The organism is Enterococcus sp. DIV0802b (genome assembly GCF_050543535.1).
GTDB classification, from domain to species: Bacteria; Bacillota; Bacilli; order Lactobacillales; family Enterococcaceae; genus Enterococcus_D; species Enterococcus_D entomosocium.
The window spans coordinates 1,842,477-1,858,713 of the sequence record NZ_CP172941.1; the positions used below are offsets into that span (position 1 = coordinate 1,842,477).

Genomic DNA, 16,237 nt, shown 5'->3' on the forward strand with positions numbered 1-16,237 from the left:
CTGAAAATAAGGTTCTTTGCTTTTACGCTAAATCATTAGATTAATCATATCATATATCTCAAATAGACGTCTAACAGGCTCATAGAAAAATAAAATAAAGAAGAAGCCTTTAAACAAGGCCCCCTCTATAATTAAAGAAATTCTTTTATTCTTTATTGCTGCTCTTTTTATAATCCCATCTGATTTAGCCACTCTAATACTTCAGGTTCAGCCTCTTCAACACTTCCCGCTCTTGCTGCAAAGCCTTCCAGAAAGTCATACGCTGGATACAACGTTTGAAGTTCGTTTTGACTATTGGTCAGTCCACTTCCCCCATGGGTTGCAAATGGAATGATTTGTTTATCCGTAAAATCATGGGCTTCAAGAAATGTTAAAACGGCTCTTGGGGCACGGTTCCACCAAACGGGAAAGCCGATTAAGAGAACATCCACTTCAGTCATTTGGGCAACGTCAGTCATCAATGTTGGTCGGGCATCTTCTTCCACCTCTCTAGTGGCAAAAGCTGTATGTTCATCGTAAACGTTAGGGTAACCTACTTCTGTTTGAATCGAGAACAACGCACCTCCGGTCTGTTCAGCGATCATCTCTGCTATGACTTGGACATCTCCTACTAAAGTGTTATCGATCACATTAAAACTACTTCCAGAAACTGCTTCGACTGCTGGTTCATGCTCTAAATTTTCTGGTCTTGTGAAGTAGGCGATCAAAATATCGGCCTCTCCATCAATCCCTGCTTCTCTCATTTGTTGCGTAACGGTGTCACTAGTACTTGTTTCCGTTGTACTAATGTCTGGCTCGTCATTCATTGAATCACTGCTGCATCCTGCTAGAAAAAGCATTGTCAGAAAAAGTCCTTTTGTCCATTTGTTCATTGAATTGCTCCTTTCTTTTCCCATCAAAAATGGTAGTTCCAGTATAATTCTTGAAGTGGACTTTAAGGCAAGGCTCTTGAGCAAACCTTCCCCTATTTTTTACATCTTTCTCACAACTTCCTCACAAAAGTCTTCCTTCCCAGCATACTGAAAAAAGCCGTAAACAAAGCTTTGTTTTACGACTTTTTCGTTTAGTTATCGATTTTTCTCAAACTAGCAGCGACAAAATGATTTGTTCCTACCTGAACCCAATCCGGGTCCGCTGTTTCTTCTGTTTTAAATGTGGTGAAATCAAAGACATTGTTTTCCTTACTGTAAAAGTCATCAGGCGCTGTTTTCTTGTTTCGAATGTCGGTTCTTAAAAACGCAGCAAGTAAGCGCCTTGTGTACGGATGGTAAGCATTTTTGATTATCTCATTGATTGGGGCACTCTCGACGATTTTTCCCCCATGCATCACGATCACATCATCGGCCATTTTACTAATGACACCCAAATCATGGGTAATAAACAAAATACTTGTATCCAGCTTGTCTTTTAACTCATTCATTAACTTAAGGATTTCTGCTTGGATGATCACATCGAGTGCGGTAGTCGGTTCATCGGCAATCAATAGCTTCGGATTGCAAGCTAATGCCATTGCGATCATTACCCGCTGACTCATTCCTCCAGATAACTGATGAGGAAATTGCTTGGCTACTCGTTTAGGATCTGTGATCTTGACAGCTTCTAACAGCTCATATGCCCGTAAAGTCGCCGTCTTATTGTCGACGTGCTGATGAAGTTTCAAGGCTTCTGTCAGTTGTGCTTTGATTGTAAATACCGGATTCAAACTTGTCATAGGCTCTTGAAAGATCATTGAAATATCATTTCCGCGAATTTTCAAAAGCTCTTTTTTGCTTAATTCGAGGATATTTTTTCCATCAAAACGGATCTGCCCTTCCGCTATATATTGATTTCGCTGAAAAAGTTGAAGGATCGACATGGCTGTTTGACTTTTGCCACTCCCACTTTCTCCAACAATTCCTAATGTCTTCCCTCTTTTTAATGAAAAAGTAACGCCTTTGACAGCTTTGACAGTGCCCCGTTTCGTATCAAAATACGTATGCAGATTATCAACTTCTAGTAAATCCATCTGGACCTCCTTTTGATTTTTTCCCATTAAACCAATCGTATCATGCTTATGGTTCGAGTGATTGACTCATCAACCATGTTTCAATTCCTATGTTCTAAAAAAACTATTTTCGCGTACACTTCACAAAATGATTCGGCTCGACTTCTACCCAATCTGGATCAGCATCAGTTTCTTTTGAATAGTTGAATGCCAAATCAGGATGGGTTTCATCAAGAGCCCATGGTCGATACTCTTCGTCTAGTGTTGGAATGGCATTTAATAATTGCCGTGTGTACGGATGGATCGGGTTAGAAAAAATCGTCTCAGCTGAAGCTAATTCTACAAGATGCCCAAAATACATCACACCGATTCGATCAGAAATAAATTTTACAACTCCAAGATCATGGGTGATAAACAAGTATGTCAAATTGAGTTCTTCCCGCAAATCATGAAGCAAATTGATGATCTGTGACTGAATTGAAACATCTAACGCTGAAACAGCTTCATCGCAAACAATGAATTTGGGCTTTAAAGCTAAGGCACGAGCAATCCCGATTCGTTGTCGTTGTCCACCAGAAAATTGATGCGGATAGCGATGAATAAATTCTTTCTTTAACCCACATTTTTCCATGATATCAAGAATATAGGTTTCATAGTTTGGGTCCTTTTTACTAGCAAAAAATTTGTGTATCAACAAACCTTCTCCAATAATATCACCCACTGTTAATCGTGGATCTAGTGAGGAGTAAGGGTCCTGAAAGATAATTTGCAGGTCTTTTCGTAAAACTCTTGATTCCATTTGAGTCAAAGCAGCTAGATCGATGCCAGAATCAAGCTGCTCTTCATAGTATGAAAAATCTTTTTTGTTCATGACATCTTTTTTTAGTTGTGTGACTTGCTTATCAATAGCTGCTAAGTCATTTTGTTGTTCAGCGATCGTTTTTTCCAAGTTCATGAGCCCTGTTTGATCTACTGCCCCATTCATCGCTTGTTTTTGCTGATTAAACGTTAATGCTCGCTTGCTAGCGGCAAGTTTTGCTGCAGCTTCGTAACGAGACGAAAGAAGCTTACTAACCTTTTGTAGATCATCATGCAAAATCAAGCCTCCGACTAATCGTAGGGTATTGCCATATTCATTCTCAAAAGCGATTTTCTTTAGACGTAACCGTTCCGTTGTTGCTTCTATATCAGCAGTTGAATCGTCCGCAAGTTTTGATTCGATCGACTGAAGCTCATTGACTGAATCAGTAAACTGTTTCATCTTTTGTGGCAGTTCTTGATAGACTTTTTTTACGTAACGAGGCATGAAATCTTCGATCGTCTCTCCATAGTAAAGGGTCGAGCCTCCGGTTTGTCGTTGGAGCTGAATAATCGTGCGTCCAAAGGTCGATTTTCCACAGCCACTTTCACCGACGATGCCTAATGTTTCTCCTTCATATATATCGATCGTAAGATCTTTATTTGCTTTCACATAGTCTTTTCCCACACCGAAAAAGTTTTTCTTCTTCACAGGAAAATACTTTTGTAGATTCTTGACGCGCATGATCGTGTCCATAACTGCTTACCTCTCTCTCATCTTCGGATCGATGGCATCTCGGATTCCGTCACCGATCAAATTGAAGGATAAAATGGTCAACATGATCGCGATCCCTGGATAAATCGTCAGGTAGGGATGTGTTCGGATATAGCCTCGTCCAAAATTTAACATCGTTCCCCATTCCGCAACGGAAGCCTCCATACCTAAGCCAATAAATCCTAAGCCAACAGCAGATAAAATTGCTGTGGCAACGCCCATTGATGAATGCACGATGACTGGTGAAAGGATATTTGGCAAGATGTGTTTGAAAATCAGCAATCCATTATTTGCGCCCAGCGCTTTTCCAGCTTCAATAAATTGCTTCTCTTTGACCGCCATCACACTTGCCCGAATAATACGAGCAAAAATGGGGATATTCGCCAACCCGATCGCCAAGATCATGTTCGGCAGACTGGATCCCAAAGAAGCCACGATGGCGATTGCCAACAAAATGGAAGGGATGGATAGTAAAATGTCACAAAAACGCATAATCAGCGTATCGATCCACCCTCTGAAATAACCGGATAAGACACCTAAGATGCCACCAAAAAAGAGTGCCAGTAACACCGCACTAACGCCTACAGTCAGCGATATTCTCGTTCCGTAAATCAAACGAGACAATACGTCACGTCCCAAGTCATCTGTCCCAAACCAATGAGAACGACTTGGAAATTGCAATGCATTGGCTAGATTTTGCTCCCTCATACCATAGGGAGCTATAAAGTCTGCAAAAATCGCAGTAATCGTCAGTAACGTGATAAATAGTAACCCAAACATTGCTCGGCGATTTGCTTTTAAGGAAAGCCAAATCTCTTGTTTCGATCCTTCTGGTACGCCTGCAAGTGCTTGCGTTTTCGCTATGGCCTTTTTTCTAGAAAACATGAGTTCCTCCCTTAATCATATGAGGTTTTAATTCGCGGATCGATATATGCATAGAGAATATCGACACATAGATTAACCATCGTAAAAATAAATGCAATAAATAAAACGCCGCCTTGGACGATCATTGTGTCTCTTGTACGGATCGCATTCACCATCAATGTCCCGATCCCATTGATACTAAAAACAGTCTCGGTCAATACAGCCCCACCTAATAAAGCCCCAAACTGCAAACCAATGACTGTCACTACGGGAATCAAGGCATTTCTTAAAGCATGATGGAACGTCACCTTTGAACCATTTACTCCTTTGGCTTTTGCCGTACGAATATAATCTTGGTCTAAAACGTCCATCATACTCGACCTTGTGATCCGGGCGATCGTGCCAATTGATGAGGAAGCCAATGCAAATACTGGCATGATCATTTGCTGCCAAGTTTCAAACCCAGATGCTGGAAACCAGCCCAGGGTAGAAGTAAAAAGAATAATTAAAAGGAGTGCCTGCCAAAAGGTTGGCATAGAAACCCCAACTAGTGAAAGAAACATCACGAAATTATCAACCTTGGAATAAGGTCTCGAAGCAGAGATCACTCCCAGTGGAATCCCAATCAGCGAGGCAAATAACACACTCCATACTGATAATTTGATTGTGTTGGGCAAACGGACTAGGATTTCATCCATGACCACCCGGCCAGAAACATACGATCTCCCAAGATCAAATTCGACGACAACATTTTTTATATAATGAAAAAATTGTTCGATAAAACTACGGTCAAGCCCCATTTGCACACGCATGGCCTCATATTGTTCAGGAGTCGCTCCTTCCCCCAACACCATCGTTACAGGGTCTCCAGGTGATAGATACATAATCGTAAATACAATAAAAGAGACGCCTAGCAGGATAGGAAACAACCACAGAATTCGTTTTACAATATATTGGAACATCTATTCATCTCCTCAAAATAAAGAGCCATTGCGGCTCTTTATTTTATACTCTCAATCCAATTTAGTTTTTTGACACCGTATCTAAGAAGTAACTTCCAGTTGGATGATGTTCGAACCCTTGCACCCAGTTGCGGATACCTGAAACATTTTCTCTGGTTTGTAAGTAAACCCATGGCATCTCATCATTGATAATCTCTTGCGCCTCGTGATAATAGGCCAAGCGTTCCTCTTGGTCAGAAGTGCTACGAGCTGCATCAAGTAATTCATCTACCCGTTCATTATGATAGAACGTACGATTTCCAGCTTCGCCAAAGCTACTTGAATGGAACAGTGGATACAATCCATAGTCAGCATCTGTTGTGATCGTTGTCCAACCTAGTAAGAACATATCTGGTTCACCAGCTGCTGCAGCATCTAAAAATGCTCCCCACTCCATTTGGTTGACCTCAACAGTGATACCTAATTCTTCTAAAGCAGCGGAAACAACCTGCGAGACACGGATTCGTTCTTGATTGTTATCACCTACATACAACGAAAGGGAAAACCCGCCATCTGGATAACCAGCTTCTGCTAATAGTTCTTTTGCTAATTCAACGTCATAAGGAGTAGCTTCCAAGTTTTCATTATATCCAAAAACCAATTCGTTGATCGGTCCACTCATTTTAGTCCCGATCCCCATATGAACCGTTTGGATAATCGATTCGACATCGATAGCATGGGCAATCGCACGACGTACCCCTACTTCTTGCAATGGTGTATCATTTCGAACGTTGAAACCTAAGTATTCCGTTCCTAAATTTTCTGTCGCTAATAAAGTCAATTCATCGTTTTCTTCAACCTTTTCATTATCAGAAGGAGCGATATCATAAACAATATCGACGGTTCCTGACTCTAGTTCAATCAAACGAACACTTGAATCTGTAATTGTCCGAAACTCAATTCTTTCCATTCCCGCTGGCTCATCCCAGTGATCGTCAAATCGATCTAACGTCACGTGACTACCGGTTGCCCATTCAACAAATTCAAAGGGACCCGTTCCCACAACGCTGCTGATACCATAATCTTCACCAGCTTCTTCCACAGCTTTCTCACTCAAAATTCCAACCGCAGGATGTGCTAAATGAGTCAAGAAAGGCCCGAAGGCACCATTTGTCCCGATATGGATCGTATGATCATCGATCACTTCGATCGTATCAGGATCGATCGAACCAATGATATGACTGATCGAAGGTGAGGCAACCGCCCGTCGAAGGGTGTAGGCAACATCAGAAGCTGTCATCGCTTCCCCATTATGAAAGACAACATCTTCTCGCAACTTGAACTCATAAAGGTTCTCTTCAATTTCTTCCCACTCTGTTGCTAACCCTGGCACTAACTCAAGATCGTTGGTCTGTTTGATCAGTGTTTCGTAAATCTGTCTTGCTACCCTGGTAGTTGCTTGGTCGTTCGTTTGATGGATATCTAATGTCACTGGATCCGCACCTGATGCGACCACTAATACATTAGGATCAGAACTAGCTCCCCCTGACACATTCCCTCCCGAACTATCTGTTGGGTCTTGGCCTCCACTACCACAAGCACCTAATACCATCAGACTTGTTAACAATACGAGAGCCCAGCTTGTTTTCCTTTTTTTCATGTTATCCTCCATTTCGTCCCCTGTAACTTAAGGATTTTTTTTTGCGCTCTTCTTCATACCAGCAAATATAGAAATTAGACGCATTGGCGTGTAACTTGGATCGAAAACACATACGCTCGTCCTGTTTTCTATCAACTAACTATAAAAAATTTGCTCATAATGAAGAAGCTTTTATCTGAATGATGAAAATTTTCAGATAATAACAAACTTTAGCTTGGAAATGTGATAGATTTGTGATGAATACCTAAGAAAATTGTCATTTTGTTAGAATAAAATGAAGAATTGCGGATTATTATCATTAATTTGACTTTTTCTTATAAGACCCATTCAGTCAACAACTAATAATTCTTATTTTTGTTTCATTTGAATAAAAGTATGACAACAATTCTGTACTAGAAATTTTAAGTCTATAAATTTTAATCGTCATCAAATATAAACGTTATATATCATTATGTGATAAACTATTTTTGAATAAAGATGGGAGTGATTGAATGAACGTTTTCTTCAGACCACCTAAAATAGATGATATTGATCAAATCATGCAGATTGAAAATGCAGGATTTACAGCGGATGAAGCAGCATCCAAATCTGCGATGATGGATCGTATACTTACAATAAGTGACAGTTTTATTGTTGCAGTAAATGGAAAGGATTATCCGATCGGCTACGTTGTAGGACCCATTATTTCTAAACGTTATCTCTCTGACGATCTTTTTGAAAGTACTCGTCCTAATCAGCCTTTTGGTGGCTACCAAAGTATTCTTAGCTTAGCTGTCGCTCCTGATTATAGAAACTGCCAAATTGGTAACAAACTACTGTCAGCCCTTGAAGAAAAATGTCGTCTTCAAAACAGAAAAGGAATCACCTTAACTTGTTTAGAATCATTGGTTCCATATTACAAAAAGCATGGCTATCAACTAGAAGGACTGTCAGAATCACAACATGCAGGTGTTGCTTGGTATAATATGGTGCTAGAATTGGCCAACACGCCTAATGAATTCTAATAAAAAACTGCATACTAGATGAAACGCCATTCAAAAGTAAGATATTAAGTCTAACTTTTGAATGGCGTTTCATCTCAAATTAATATTATTTACGAACTTTTCTAAAACTTACTCTGATTTTTCTTGCTAACTTTTCATCCGTCAACGCTTTTTTAGTATTTGAAAGCAACATAACTCTTGATTCAATGGAGTCCATAATATATTTTCTCTCCCACTGGTCTTGATCTGGACCATCGCCAATGATGCGAATGTAAGACAACAGACTTTTAATCATCTCTTTTGTCAATGTTAGGTTGGTATAGCCATCGTTTTCATAAAAATCATACCATGTATCACTTGGATTTTCTTTCAGTATTTGAATTAGTTGATGGATTTCTTCTAACGCATCGAAAACTTTTACAAATACAAAAACCATTTCTTCCCGATCAATCATCTGATAAGCGTCTAACAAACGGAGCAGTGCTTTTAATGTTTTGCATTGAACGGCTACTGAGAGGTAAATATCATTAAAAAAGCGAGCATTTTCCGGATTTTTATCCTGAAGGGATAATGTAATCTGCTGGCATCTCAGCAATAGATTCTCCCAGGCTACTATCTTTTCTCCTACCATAGAGAAAATTTCTGTGACTTGCTCCTTGATTTTCCGATCACCCGTCAACCATTCTAACCTCGGAATTTTTGTTTCTTGCTTGAGCCAGGATTGAATAATTTTTCGAATCAAATAACAGGCAAACTCATCCCCAGCGGTTTGATCCTCATATGTTCCATAGCGGATAACCGCTTCAAAGCAAGCTTCATAGACAGCTTGGATCTCTTCTTGCTGATTTTGATAGTATTGTGTTACATGCTCTAAAATTATCTCTTGATTGGTTCGTAACTGATAATCTGCTCGCCAGAAATTCGCTATTTCTTGTAAGAACAAAATATGCGGTTTTATGTTACCTGTATTAACTAAGACAAACTTATCCATCTTGACTTCTCTAACCGCCATTAACTCTCTAGAAACAAATTCTGGGCTATTAGGCAAGATCGTCAAGAAATTAGATGCTTGTAAATCATGAAAGGCAACGTGATAATAGATTCCTCTTGATTGATTTGGTTTTGGTGTGTTTGTTAACACCTCATCTCGTGGATCGTGATTCCCTTGTCTACGAGAAACCATTTTGCCATAACCATTATCCGCCCAAATCTCAATCACATCATCTGGAAGCTCAAGTAAGCCAAGATTAAATAATTCCGTCATCTCCCCATAAATGTTCATCGAGCATACTGCATGAGGATCGACTTCTTTAACCATATGATATTGTAGATGGACGATTTCATTGATCACTGCTGCTTTTTCCGCTGCAGACCACTGTCGATCAAGATCTTCTGACCAAAAAGGACAATCCCCTTGTCCACGAAAACCGAGTGTGTAAATAACCTTGGTACCTTTTTGCTCGTGTAAGGCTTTTTTCCATAATTCCTGAAACAACACAAAATGTTCCTCGTATGAAGCCTTCAAACTGGGATACCTTCTAGCAAACATCTCAGCGCCTAGTGGCTCGGCATGATGATGTGTATAGATCAACCCCATCGCTTGCGCACTTTCTCGATGTCTATGACTGTTCTTATCTGTTCCAGGGATGATGACATTTCCGCCTAAACGTAACAATGTTTCATAAATACGTTCCCATACATATTCATTTGAACCATTATCTTCCCATTGATCCAGCAGCAACTCATCATTAACGAACCAGCCCCGATAGTCCGTTGCAAAATCAGGCAATGTTAAGTCAAAACCTGTCCATTCAATAAATGGCTTTTTTATTGGGGGAATCTCCATGAAATACCAAAAGGGTTGAACACCTAAAATTTTATGAGAGATTTCAAGAACCCCATACATTAATCCTAACGGTGTTTCAGCACACACTTTTACTTTATCTGGCGATACGAAAAGTATATGAAAAGCATCCGTTTCATTTTTTTCATCAAGTAAAACCAATTCAATTTTATTTGCCTTCCTCGTGTCTGTCACAACGGTTAAAATGTCACGTTGCAAGATCTCGCAAGCATGTCCAATCACTTCATTTTCCAACTGTTTTGACGTAACAGAAGTATTTTTAGAAATGAAAAATGTTGTTTCCATGTAATCACCCGTTTCATCTATATAGTTTATTATTTTATCTTCAATAAAGAACTTTCTACTATGTTGTAAAAGGCAATCGAATTGCTTATCAGCCATAAATCTCTCGTCACTATTTTCTGCAAAGGTATTTTCAAATGGTCTAAACGTTTTGTTAACTTTTTACTTTGATACCGCTCATAAATTTAGAATAAGCGAAAAGCTTGTCTAAAAAAATGGAGAAAGTCGATGAAAAAAACGAAAAAACAGACTTTCTTTGTTTTTTTTGATTTTTCCCCGTCTCCCTTTAACTAAGGTTTTATCTTGTCGTTGTAGAACATGATCTTTTATGCCTATTCAGCTTGTCGTGTTTAATCATATGTACAGCAAACAAGCCCACACTCATAAGAGCATGGGCTTAGTGAGATCATCGTCCATTCTAAATCTTCAATTAGAATCTGGCTTTTATCAATTCAGATTTCAATTGCTGAATAATGAAGACAATTTCTTATTTTTCTTCAATTACATATACTTCTCAACTTCATCAATTTCTTTTTGTAGTGCTTTTTCATCGTACTTTTCATACTTACCGGCTTCGTGTGCGATCTTTTTGATTTCGTGAATCGCTTTTTTCTCAACGATCCATTTCTTCATACTATGTTTTTTTGCGTCAGCATCTAGTGTGTCTAATTCAGCTAAATTCTCATCTAACTTATCAAGAACCTCGGCAATCTTTACCAATGCTTTTGCTTCCTTTTCTTCATAGTTTGTCATAGATATCACTCCTTAAGTATTTGATATATTTATCTTACCGCTGTAATTAAATATTTTCAAATTAAATGTACTGTTTATCACAAAGTTTTATCTGATTCTCACTGAAGAAACAGAAAACATTAGATTCTTGCAATATTCTACTCATTTTATACTTATTTTTATCCTTAATGATTTATCATAAGAAAAGTATCGATTATATAAAAAGATAATTTAGTGAATTAGCAAACATTCGGTGTATCTTTTATAATAAAGTCATTTAGCTTTTTTACTTTCTTATGGTTGCAGCAAAATTTTCCCGACACTTTTTCCAGATTCTAAATAATCATGGGCAGCTTTTCCGTCAGCTAAGGAAAAAATGGTTGGTTGACTGATTTTCATTTGATCCTTGCTAAAGTAAGTAAACAGTCGGGTGCTTCTTCTCTCCCGCTCTTGAAAACTTGTCAAGTAATCCCACAGATCCCCTGTTAAAATACTTTTTGATTTTGATAACAAGGGAATAAAGTCGATCGCTGGCGGATTTCCGCCGGCCATGCCAAAAAAGATAACCTTCCCTCTATTTTTGAGCAAGTCGACACTTTCGGCTAATGTATGCCCAATGCCATCATAAACGGTATCAAAGAAAGAAGTATAGGTTTCTTGCCATTCTGTATTTCTTAAAAAGACTTGTTTTGCTCCTTGGTCTAAAGCCAGTTGTCGCTTTTCTTCCGTGGAAGTGACGCCATAAACTTCTAGACCATCTGCGGTTAATAGTTGCGATAAAATTTGTCCAACACCACCACTTATCCCATGGACGAAGACCTTACTATTATTCACATTATTGCCAAGATCATGAGCTAAAAAATCAGCTGTCAACCCTTGCAGACCAATACTGGCTGCTAATTTAGATGGTATACCTGATGGAATATGGATGGCATTTTCCTCAGGAACAGCCACCAATTCTGCATTAGCAAAAGGAACATCCACAAAAAGAATCGTTTCCCCTAGCTGAAACTTAGAGACTGATCTTCCTTTTTGAACAATCCTTCCTACACCTTCATAGCCATTAATAAGAGGATCTCGGGATTCAATATGATAGCTGCCCTTTCTTCGATAAATATCTGCATAATTTAACCCAATATACATCATTTCTATCATTAGCTCATTTTCTTGAATGACTGGATCAGGCAATTCACCATAAGTTAACACATCTGAATCGCCAAATTCTTTAAAGTACAATGCCTTCATGCACAAAACATCTCCTATCTTTTGCCAATCAAAATCGTGTGATTTTCTTTATGAAACCAAAGCTCTATCACTTAGCCAACTATCATTAGATTGAAATCATATAAAAATAAATAATTTAAGTTCTTTTGGTCATTTTTTACTATAAAAAAAGCACCTTCTCACGAAGGTACTTTCATTCTATTCTTCTAGATGAGATTCGTCAAAGTAGATTATTCGTTCAGATCCTCCTTATCAATTCCGGTTATGTCTAACCCACCTTATTCCTAGATAAATCAACTACTTTTGTGTAAAACAGGATTATAACAAAGCTGACTATTACTAAGAGAAAGAAGTGAGGATTTGAAGCCATCATCTTTTAAGTCTGACAAATCCTCAGATGTAGTTCATTACATCGGAACCAAACTGACTATCCATGGTTTTTAGAGGATATCAGGAAAGAGATGGCAAAAGTCGCCCGGCGATCAATCAATTGTATCATATAAATAATTATCCCCACTCGAAAAAAATTAAGCCACATCGCTTCTACTTGTTAAAGGCCTATTTGCCTTAATTCGTCGTTCAACCACTTAAATCCATCATGGATGATTTGCGCATGATCAAAAGCAAAAAGAGATTCCCAGTTCTCCGTAGAGGATCGTTCTTTTGACGTAACATATTGATAGAGTACTTTATCCTTATCAACCCTATACCAAAAAGCCTCAGAAGCATCATCTCCTGCATAAAGAGTCTTCATCTGCTGTAGAACAGTTATATAGACAGCAGAAATAGTCCATCCACGGGGATCCCGATTTTTATCTCTATATACACCTAATAAAGAAACTTCCTGCACTTCCACGCCCGTTTCTTCCTTTAACTCTCTGATGGCGGCTTTAATGATATTTTCTCCTTCGTTAACGAAGCCACCTGGCAAAGCGAACCTTCCTTTGAAAGGATGATTTTTTCTTTTGACAAGTAAAATGTATACTGCATCCGACGTGACATTGAATATCAAATTGTCAACAGTAAATGCTGTTTTGGATATTGTGGTAATTCCTGCTTCTTATACCAGCTTAACCACTCTTCTTCGTTCATTTCCTCTTCTGATACTTTATTTGCCATGTGATTGTCTCCTTTTGCTTTGAGTTATCCGAAAGATTTAACGTTTTGATAGATAGGCTTTTTGCTTAAATCAAAGATTGACATAACGCCTTTATAAATTTCAAAGACTCGTAAAACATTTCGGTCTTCTACAGAGGGGTATATTTTTGCCATGTAAGGATTTTTCTCGAAAATTTCATCTAAATAGGTAGAGCCTATTTCATTTACTCTCCCTTGTAAGGTAATAGAAAACGATTCCATTGATGTTTCTCCTTCTATACCTGTAATGGAAACGACCGGGTTCATTTTGAGCTGTTTATAAAATGGCTTGGATATTGCAGTCAAAAAATACAGCTTCGTTTCTTTCACCAACATAATATCGATTACCCTGGTGACCGGATTTCCGTTTTCGTCTACTGTGGCGAACACAGTAGAATGAATCTCATTTTTTAAATAATTCAAATAATCTTCTGTCTTCATTTTTGAATGGTCCATGAATGCGCTCCTATCTAAAATGATCGATTTCTCTGATCGTTTCAACTATATTTCCTTGCAGAATAATCGTTTTATCCATGAGTTCATCTGGTATGCGTTGTGCTTGTTGGTTACAGACGATATAGGTCGACTGATTCGTTGCCCTCGTCATTTCTTGGAATGGATATTTTATAATGGAAGGCGTGTTGTTACCAATGCCGATCTCCCAAAAAACGATTTTAGTACCTAAATAATTTTCTAGAAATTCTTTGTATCGGTTAGCTGCGCTTTCCCAACCATCATCTTGTACAAAAAATTGATCTATCCGTAAATTGACCCGCATCGGTTGTCCACATTTGGGGCAATATGGTATGAGGTGCTTGGGAATTTTGAACTGACTCTGCTGATGGACCATTTGCATAATCAATGATTCATTCTCGTACGTCTTGTTATGGCAAGCACGTGAACATTGAAATAACCCATAATCACCTTGTGTATAAAATAATCGTCTCTTATCAAAGCCCGTCTTTTGGAACTGATGATCTACATTAGTAGTAATGACAAAGTAATTTTTTTCTTCTACCAAAGATAGAAGCTCTTTATATAGCGGCAAAGCCTCAGGCTGATATCGATTATGAAAAACATGTTTACTCCAATAACCCCAATACGTCTCTAATGAATCGAAGGGATAAAATCCGGCAGAATACATATCGGTTAAATAATAATGATCAATATAGTCTCTGAAATATTTTTTGAACCGTTCACCAGAATAGGTTAACCCGGCAGCAGCAGAAAGGCCTAATCCAGCACCGATAACGATTGCCTCTGCTTCAGTTATCTTTTGATAAACTTTCTGATAATTGTTGTAGTTTTTCATGGTACAACTCCTTATCAATGTCTTTAAACACATTGAAAATAATTTTTATAGGTGAATGAACACGCGTTACATATTCTTGCGTTGTTTTGATAGCGATCTCTGCAGCTAACTCATTGGGAAAACGAAATTCTCCTGTTGAGATACAACAAAAAGCGACGCTCTTCAATTGATACTCTTCGCAAAGCAACAAGACGCGACGATAACAGTCAGCCAATAAGGATACGTGTTCTTTAGTTACGGTATCTTTTATGATTGGCCCAACAGTATGTATCACTTTTTTTGCAGGCAAGTTATAGCCGTCGGTGATTTTTGCATAGCCGGTTTCTTCCAAATGCCCTTGTGCGTCCATGATTTCTTTGCATGCTAGTCTTAATTGAATACCTGCTGCAGAGTGGATCGCATTGTCGATGCACCTGTGTAATGGAACAAAACATCCTAGTAGCTGTGCGTTTGCAGCGTTTACGATGGCGTCCACTTCCAACCTCGTGATATCTCCTTGCCAGAGATAAAGGTTTTTTGTATACTGTTGCGCATCGTTTAGTGAAAAAATCTGATTTTCAGCTCTTTCTTCTAAAAGAAATTGATTTTGAATGTCAATAAAGTCCTTATGAATAGGTCGCGCTTCTCTTATATTTAATAAGCATCGCAATAAATCATTTTGTTCTTTCGGATCATCCGAGCTAGCATCTACTATTTTACTTAAGTGACTGTTTTCCTCTAATAAATAGTTAATCAGCCATTTCCTCTTTTCGCTATGGTTCATCGTCAACACCTTCTTTATAAAAATTTCCCGATTATTTTCGATAATCGGGAAATAGCAAGACTAATTTAACAACTCTTTGATTGCTTCTACGCGACTCGTCAAAGGCTTACCCAAAGCTTGTTCAAAGTCACTAGATGTCACATCTAATTGATTATTTTTAATATCATGTTGGAAAGACAAGAACATTTCTGCAACAGGTTGTGGTAAACCGCCTGCTGTCAAACTATCTACAAAGGTTTGATCATCAGATGAAACTACTTCGATTTCCTTCCTTGTTGCTTCTTTTAAAGCTGCTGCTAATTCAGCATAAGTAATAGGGCTGCCCGATAATTCAAGGATTTCAGGGTATTCTGTTCCTGCTAGTGCTTTTGCAGCAACCTCAGCATATTCGCGCTTCAAAGCCCAGCCGGTTTTGCCTTCTTTAGCTGCGTAAACGAATTTCCCACTAGCTAACGCACCGCCAATAATCGGCATTTCATTTTCTAAATACCAGTTATTACGTAAAAATGTATGCGCAATTCCCGCTTCTTTGATTTGTTTTTCAGTAAAGATGTGATCAGCAGCTAATGCACTTGTTGAGTGATCTGCATCAGCAAAACTTGTATAAGCAATATACTGAACACCAGCGTCTTTGGCTGCCTTAACCACATTAGCATGTTCTTCTTGACGATTGCCTGGTGCGCCAGACACAAAAAGCAAGCGGTCAATGCCGTCAAAAGCGTTACTCAACGAATTGATGTCAGAATAATCCCCTACTCTTACATTGTAGCCTTTCTCTTTTAGTGTAGCTGCTTTTTCTTCAAATCGTACCAAAGCATAGATCTGATCTTTAGAAACTAAATCTTTCAAGAATTCAAGTGCATATCCTCCAAAACCACCAGTAGCTCCTGTTACTAAATATGTCATATAAAACACTCC

The 16,237-nt window shown here is 38.5% G+C and carries 15 protein-coding genes; 1 reads left to right on the top strand and 14 read right to left on the bottom strand.

Features of this window, described 5'->3' with window-relative positions; genetic code table 11:
* Window positions 1-167: 167 nt before the first annotated feature.
* The 6 genes from IGJ12_RS08785 to IGJ12_RS08810 form a co-directional block, all read right to left on the bottom strand.
* Window positions 168-872 (bottom strand): flavodoxin, encoded by a 705-nt coding sequence (locus IGJ12_RS08785; RefSeq protein WP_430618907.1) that lies wholly within the window; start codon window positions 870-872, stop codon window positions 168-170.
* A 191-nt stretch (window positions 873-1,063) separates the two neighbouring features.
* Entirely contained in the window at window positions 1,064-2,005 is a 942-nt protein-coding gene (locus IGJ12_RS08790) for an ABC transporter ATP-binding protein (RefSeq protein ID WP_430618908.1), read from the bottom strand.
* 103 nt (window positions 2,006-2,108) lie between these two features.
* Complete coding sequence (locus tag IGJ12_RS08795) at window positions 2,109-3,539, bottom strand: ATP-binding cassette domain-containing protein (protein ID WP_430618910.1); 1,431 nt, start codon at window positions 3,537-3,539, stop codon at window positions 2,109-2,111.
* A 6-nt stretch (window positions 3,540-3,545) separates the two neighbouring features.
* Window positions 3,546-4,442, bottom strand: coding sequence for an ABC transporter permease (locus tag IGJ12_RS08800; protein ID WP_430618911.1), 897 nt, complete (start codon window positions 4,440-4,442; stop codon window positions 3,546-3,548).
* Between the two features lie 11 nt (window positions 4,443-4,453).
* A complete protein-coding gene (locus IGJ12_RS08805; RefSeq protein WP_430618912.1) occupies window positions 4,454-5,383 on the bottom strand; it encodes an ABC transporter permease in 930 nt (309 codons plus the stop codon).
* Between the two features lie 61 nt (window positions 5,384-5,444).
* The gene (locus tag IGJ12_RS08810) at window positions 5,445-7,022 is read right to left on the bottom strand and encodes an ABC transporter substrate-binding protein (RefSeq protein WP_430618913.1); all 1,578 of its coding nucleotides are present in this window, start codon (window positions 7,020-7,022) and stop codon (window positions 5,445-5,447) included.
* Window positions 7,023-7,513: 491 nt separating this feature from the next.
* Between IGJ12_RS08810 and IGJ12_RS08815 the strand changes: the two genes are divergently transcribed.
* Window positions 7,514-8,026, top strand: coding sequence for a GNAT family N-acetyltransferase (locus IGJ12_RS08815; protein ID WP_008380015.1), 513 nt, complete (start codon window positions 7,514-7,516; stop codon window positions 8,024-8,026).
* 85 nt (window positions 8,027-8,111) lie between these two features.
* Here IGJ12_RS08815 and IGJ12_RS08820 read toward each other — a convergent pair whose 3' ends face one another.
* From IGJ12_RS08820 to IGJ12_RS08855, 8 genes are all read right to left on the bottom strand, one after another.
* Complete coding sequence (locus tag IGJ12_RS08820) at window positions 8,112-10,154, bottom strand: glycosyl hydrolase 115 family protein (protein WP_176273501.1); 2,043 nt, start codon at window positions 10,152-10,154, stop codon at window positions 8,112-8,114.
* Between the two features lie 498 nt (window positions 10,155-10,652).
* Window positions 10,653-10,904, bottom strand: coding sequence for a hypothetical protein (locus IGJ12_RS08825; RefSeq protein ID WP_015509648.1), 252 nt, complete (start codon window positions 10,902-10,904; stop codon window positions 10,653-10,655).
* Between the two features lie 273 nt (window positions 10,905-11,177).
* Window positions 11,178-12,128 carry a zinc-binding dehydrogenase gene (locus IGJ12_RS08830; RefSeq protein WP_430618914.1) on the bottom strand — a complete coding sequence of 317 codons (951 nt, stop codon included), beginning with the start codon at window positions 12,126-12,128 and terminating at the stop codon, window positions 11,178-11,180.
* Window positions 12,129-12,657: 529 nt separating this feature from the next.
* Window positions 12,658-13,119, bottom strand: coding sequence for an NUDIX domain-containing protein (locus IGJ12_RS08835; protein ID WP_430618916.1), 462 nt, complete (start codon window positions 13,117-13,119; stop codon window positions 12,658-12,660).
* Between the two features lie 131 nt (window positions 13,120-13,250).
* Complete coding sequence (locus IGJ12_RS08840) at window positions 13,251-13,700, bottom strand: pyridoxamine 5'-phosphate oxidase family protein (protein WP_016620089.1); 450 nt, start codon at window positions 13,698-13,700, stop codon at window positions 13,251-13,253.
* A 10-nt stretch (window positions 13,701-13,710) separates the two neighbouring features.
* On the bottom strand, window positions 13,711-14,556 hold the full coding sequence (locus IGJ12_RS08845) for an SIR2 family NAD-dependent protein deacylase (protein WP_008380029.1): 846 nt from the start codon (window positions 14,554-14,556) through the stop codon (window positions 13,711-13,713).
* Window positions 14,510-15,319 (bottom strand): protein-ADP-ribose hydrolase, encoded by an 810-nt coding sequence (locus IGJ12_RS08850; protein ID WP_005235845.1) that lies wholly within the window; start codon window positions 15,317-15,319, stop codon window positions 14,510-14,512. The genes IGJ12_RS08845 and IGJ12_RS08850 overlap by 47 nt, the downstream gene beginning before the upstream one ends.
* 60 nt (window positions 15,320-15,379) lie before the next feature.
* On the bottom strand, window positions 15,380-16,225 hold the full coding sequence (locus IGJ12_RS08855) for an SDR family oxidoreductase (protein ID WP_430618918.1): 846 nt from the start codon (window positions 16,223-16,225) through the stop codon (window positions 15,380-15,382).
* Window positions 16,226-16,237: the final 12 nt, after the last annotated feature.

What these genes read in the sequence shown, in the direction of transcription:
- IGJ12_RS08785 (WP_430618907.1), bottom strand. Translation starts at nt 872, where the DNA reads ATGAACAAATGGACAAAAGGACTTTTTCTGACAATGCTTTTTCTAGCA.
- IGJ12_RS08790 (WP_430618908.1), bottom strand. Translation starts at nt 2,005, where the DNA reads ATGGATTTACTAGAAGTTGATAATCTGCATACGTATTTTGATACGAAA.
- IGJ12_RS08795 (WP_430618910.1), bottom strand. Translation starts at nt 3,539, where the DNA reads ATGGACACGATCATGCGCGTCAAGAATCTACAAAAGTATTTTCCTGTG.
- IGJ12_RS08800 (WP_430618911.1), bottom strand. Translation starts at nt 4,442, where the DNA reads ATGTTTTCTAGAAAAAAGGCCATAGCGAAAACGCAAGCACTTGCAGGC.
- IGJ12_RS08805 (WP_430618912.1), bottom strand. Translation starts at nt 5,383, where the DNA reads ATGTTCCAATATATTGTAAAACGAATTCTGTGGTTGTTTCCTATCCTG.
- IGJ12_RS08810 (WP_430618913.1), bottom strand. Translation starts at nt 7,022, where the DNA reads ATGAAAAAAAGGAAAACAAGCTGGGCTCTCGTATTGTTAACAAGTCTG.
- IGJ12_RS08815 (WP_008380015.1), top strand. Translation starts at nt 7,514, where the DNA reads ATGAACGTTTTCTTCAGACCACCTAAAATAGATGATATTGATCAAATC.
- IGJ12_RS08820 (WP_176273501.1), bottom strand. Translation starts at nt 10,154, where the DNA reads ATGGAAACAACATTTTTCATTTCTAAAAATACTTCTGTTACGTCAAAA.
- IGJ12_RS08825 (WP_015509648.1), bottom strand. Translation starts at nt 10,904, where the DNA reads ATGACAAACTATGAAGAAAAGGAAGCAAAAGCATTGGTAAAGATTGCC.
- IGJ12_RS08830 (WP_430618914.1), bottom strand. Translation starts at nt 12,128, where the DNA reads ATGAAGGCATTGTACTTTAAAGAATTTGGCGATTCAGATGTGTTAACT.
- IGJ12_RS08840 (WP_016620089.1), bottom strand. Translation starts at nt 13,700, where the DNA reads ATGGACCATTCAAAAATGAAGACAGAAGATTATTTGAATTATTTAAAA.
- IGJ12_RS08845 (WP_008380029.1), bottom strand. Translation starts at nt 14,556, where the DNA reads ATGAAAAACTACAACAATTATCAGAAAGTTTATCAAAAGATAACTGAA.
- IGJ12_RS08850 (WP_005235845.1), bottom strand. Translation starts at nt 15,319, where the DNA reads ATGAACCATAGCGAAAAGAGGAAATGGCTGATTAACTATTTATTAGAG.
- IGJ12_RS08855 (WP_430618918.1), bottom strand. Translation starts at nt 16,225, where the DNA reads ATGACATATTTAGTAACAGGAGCTACTGGTGGTTTTGGAGGATATGCA.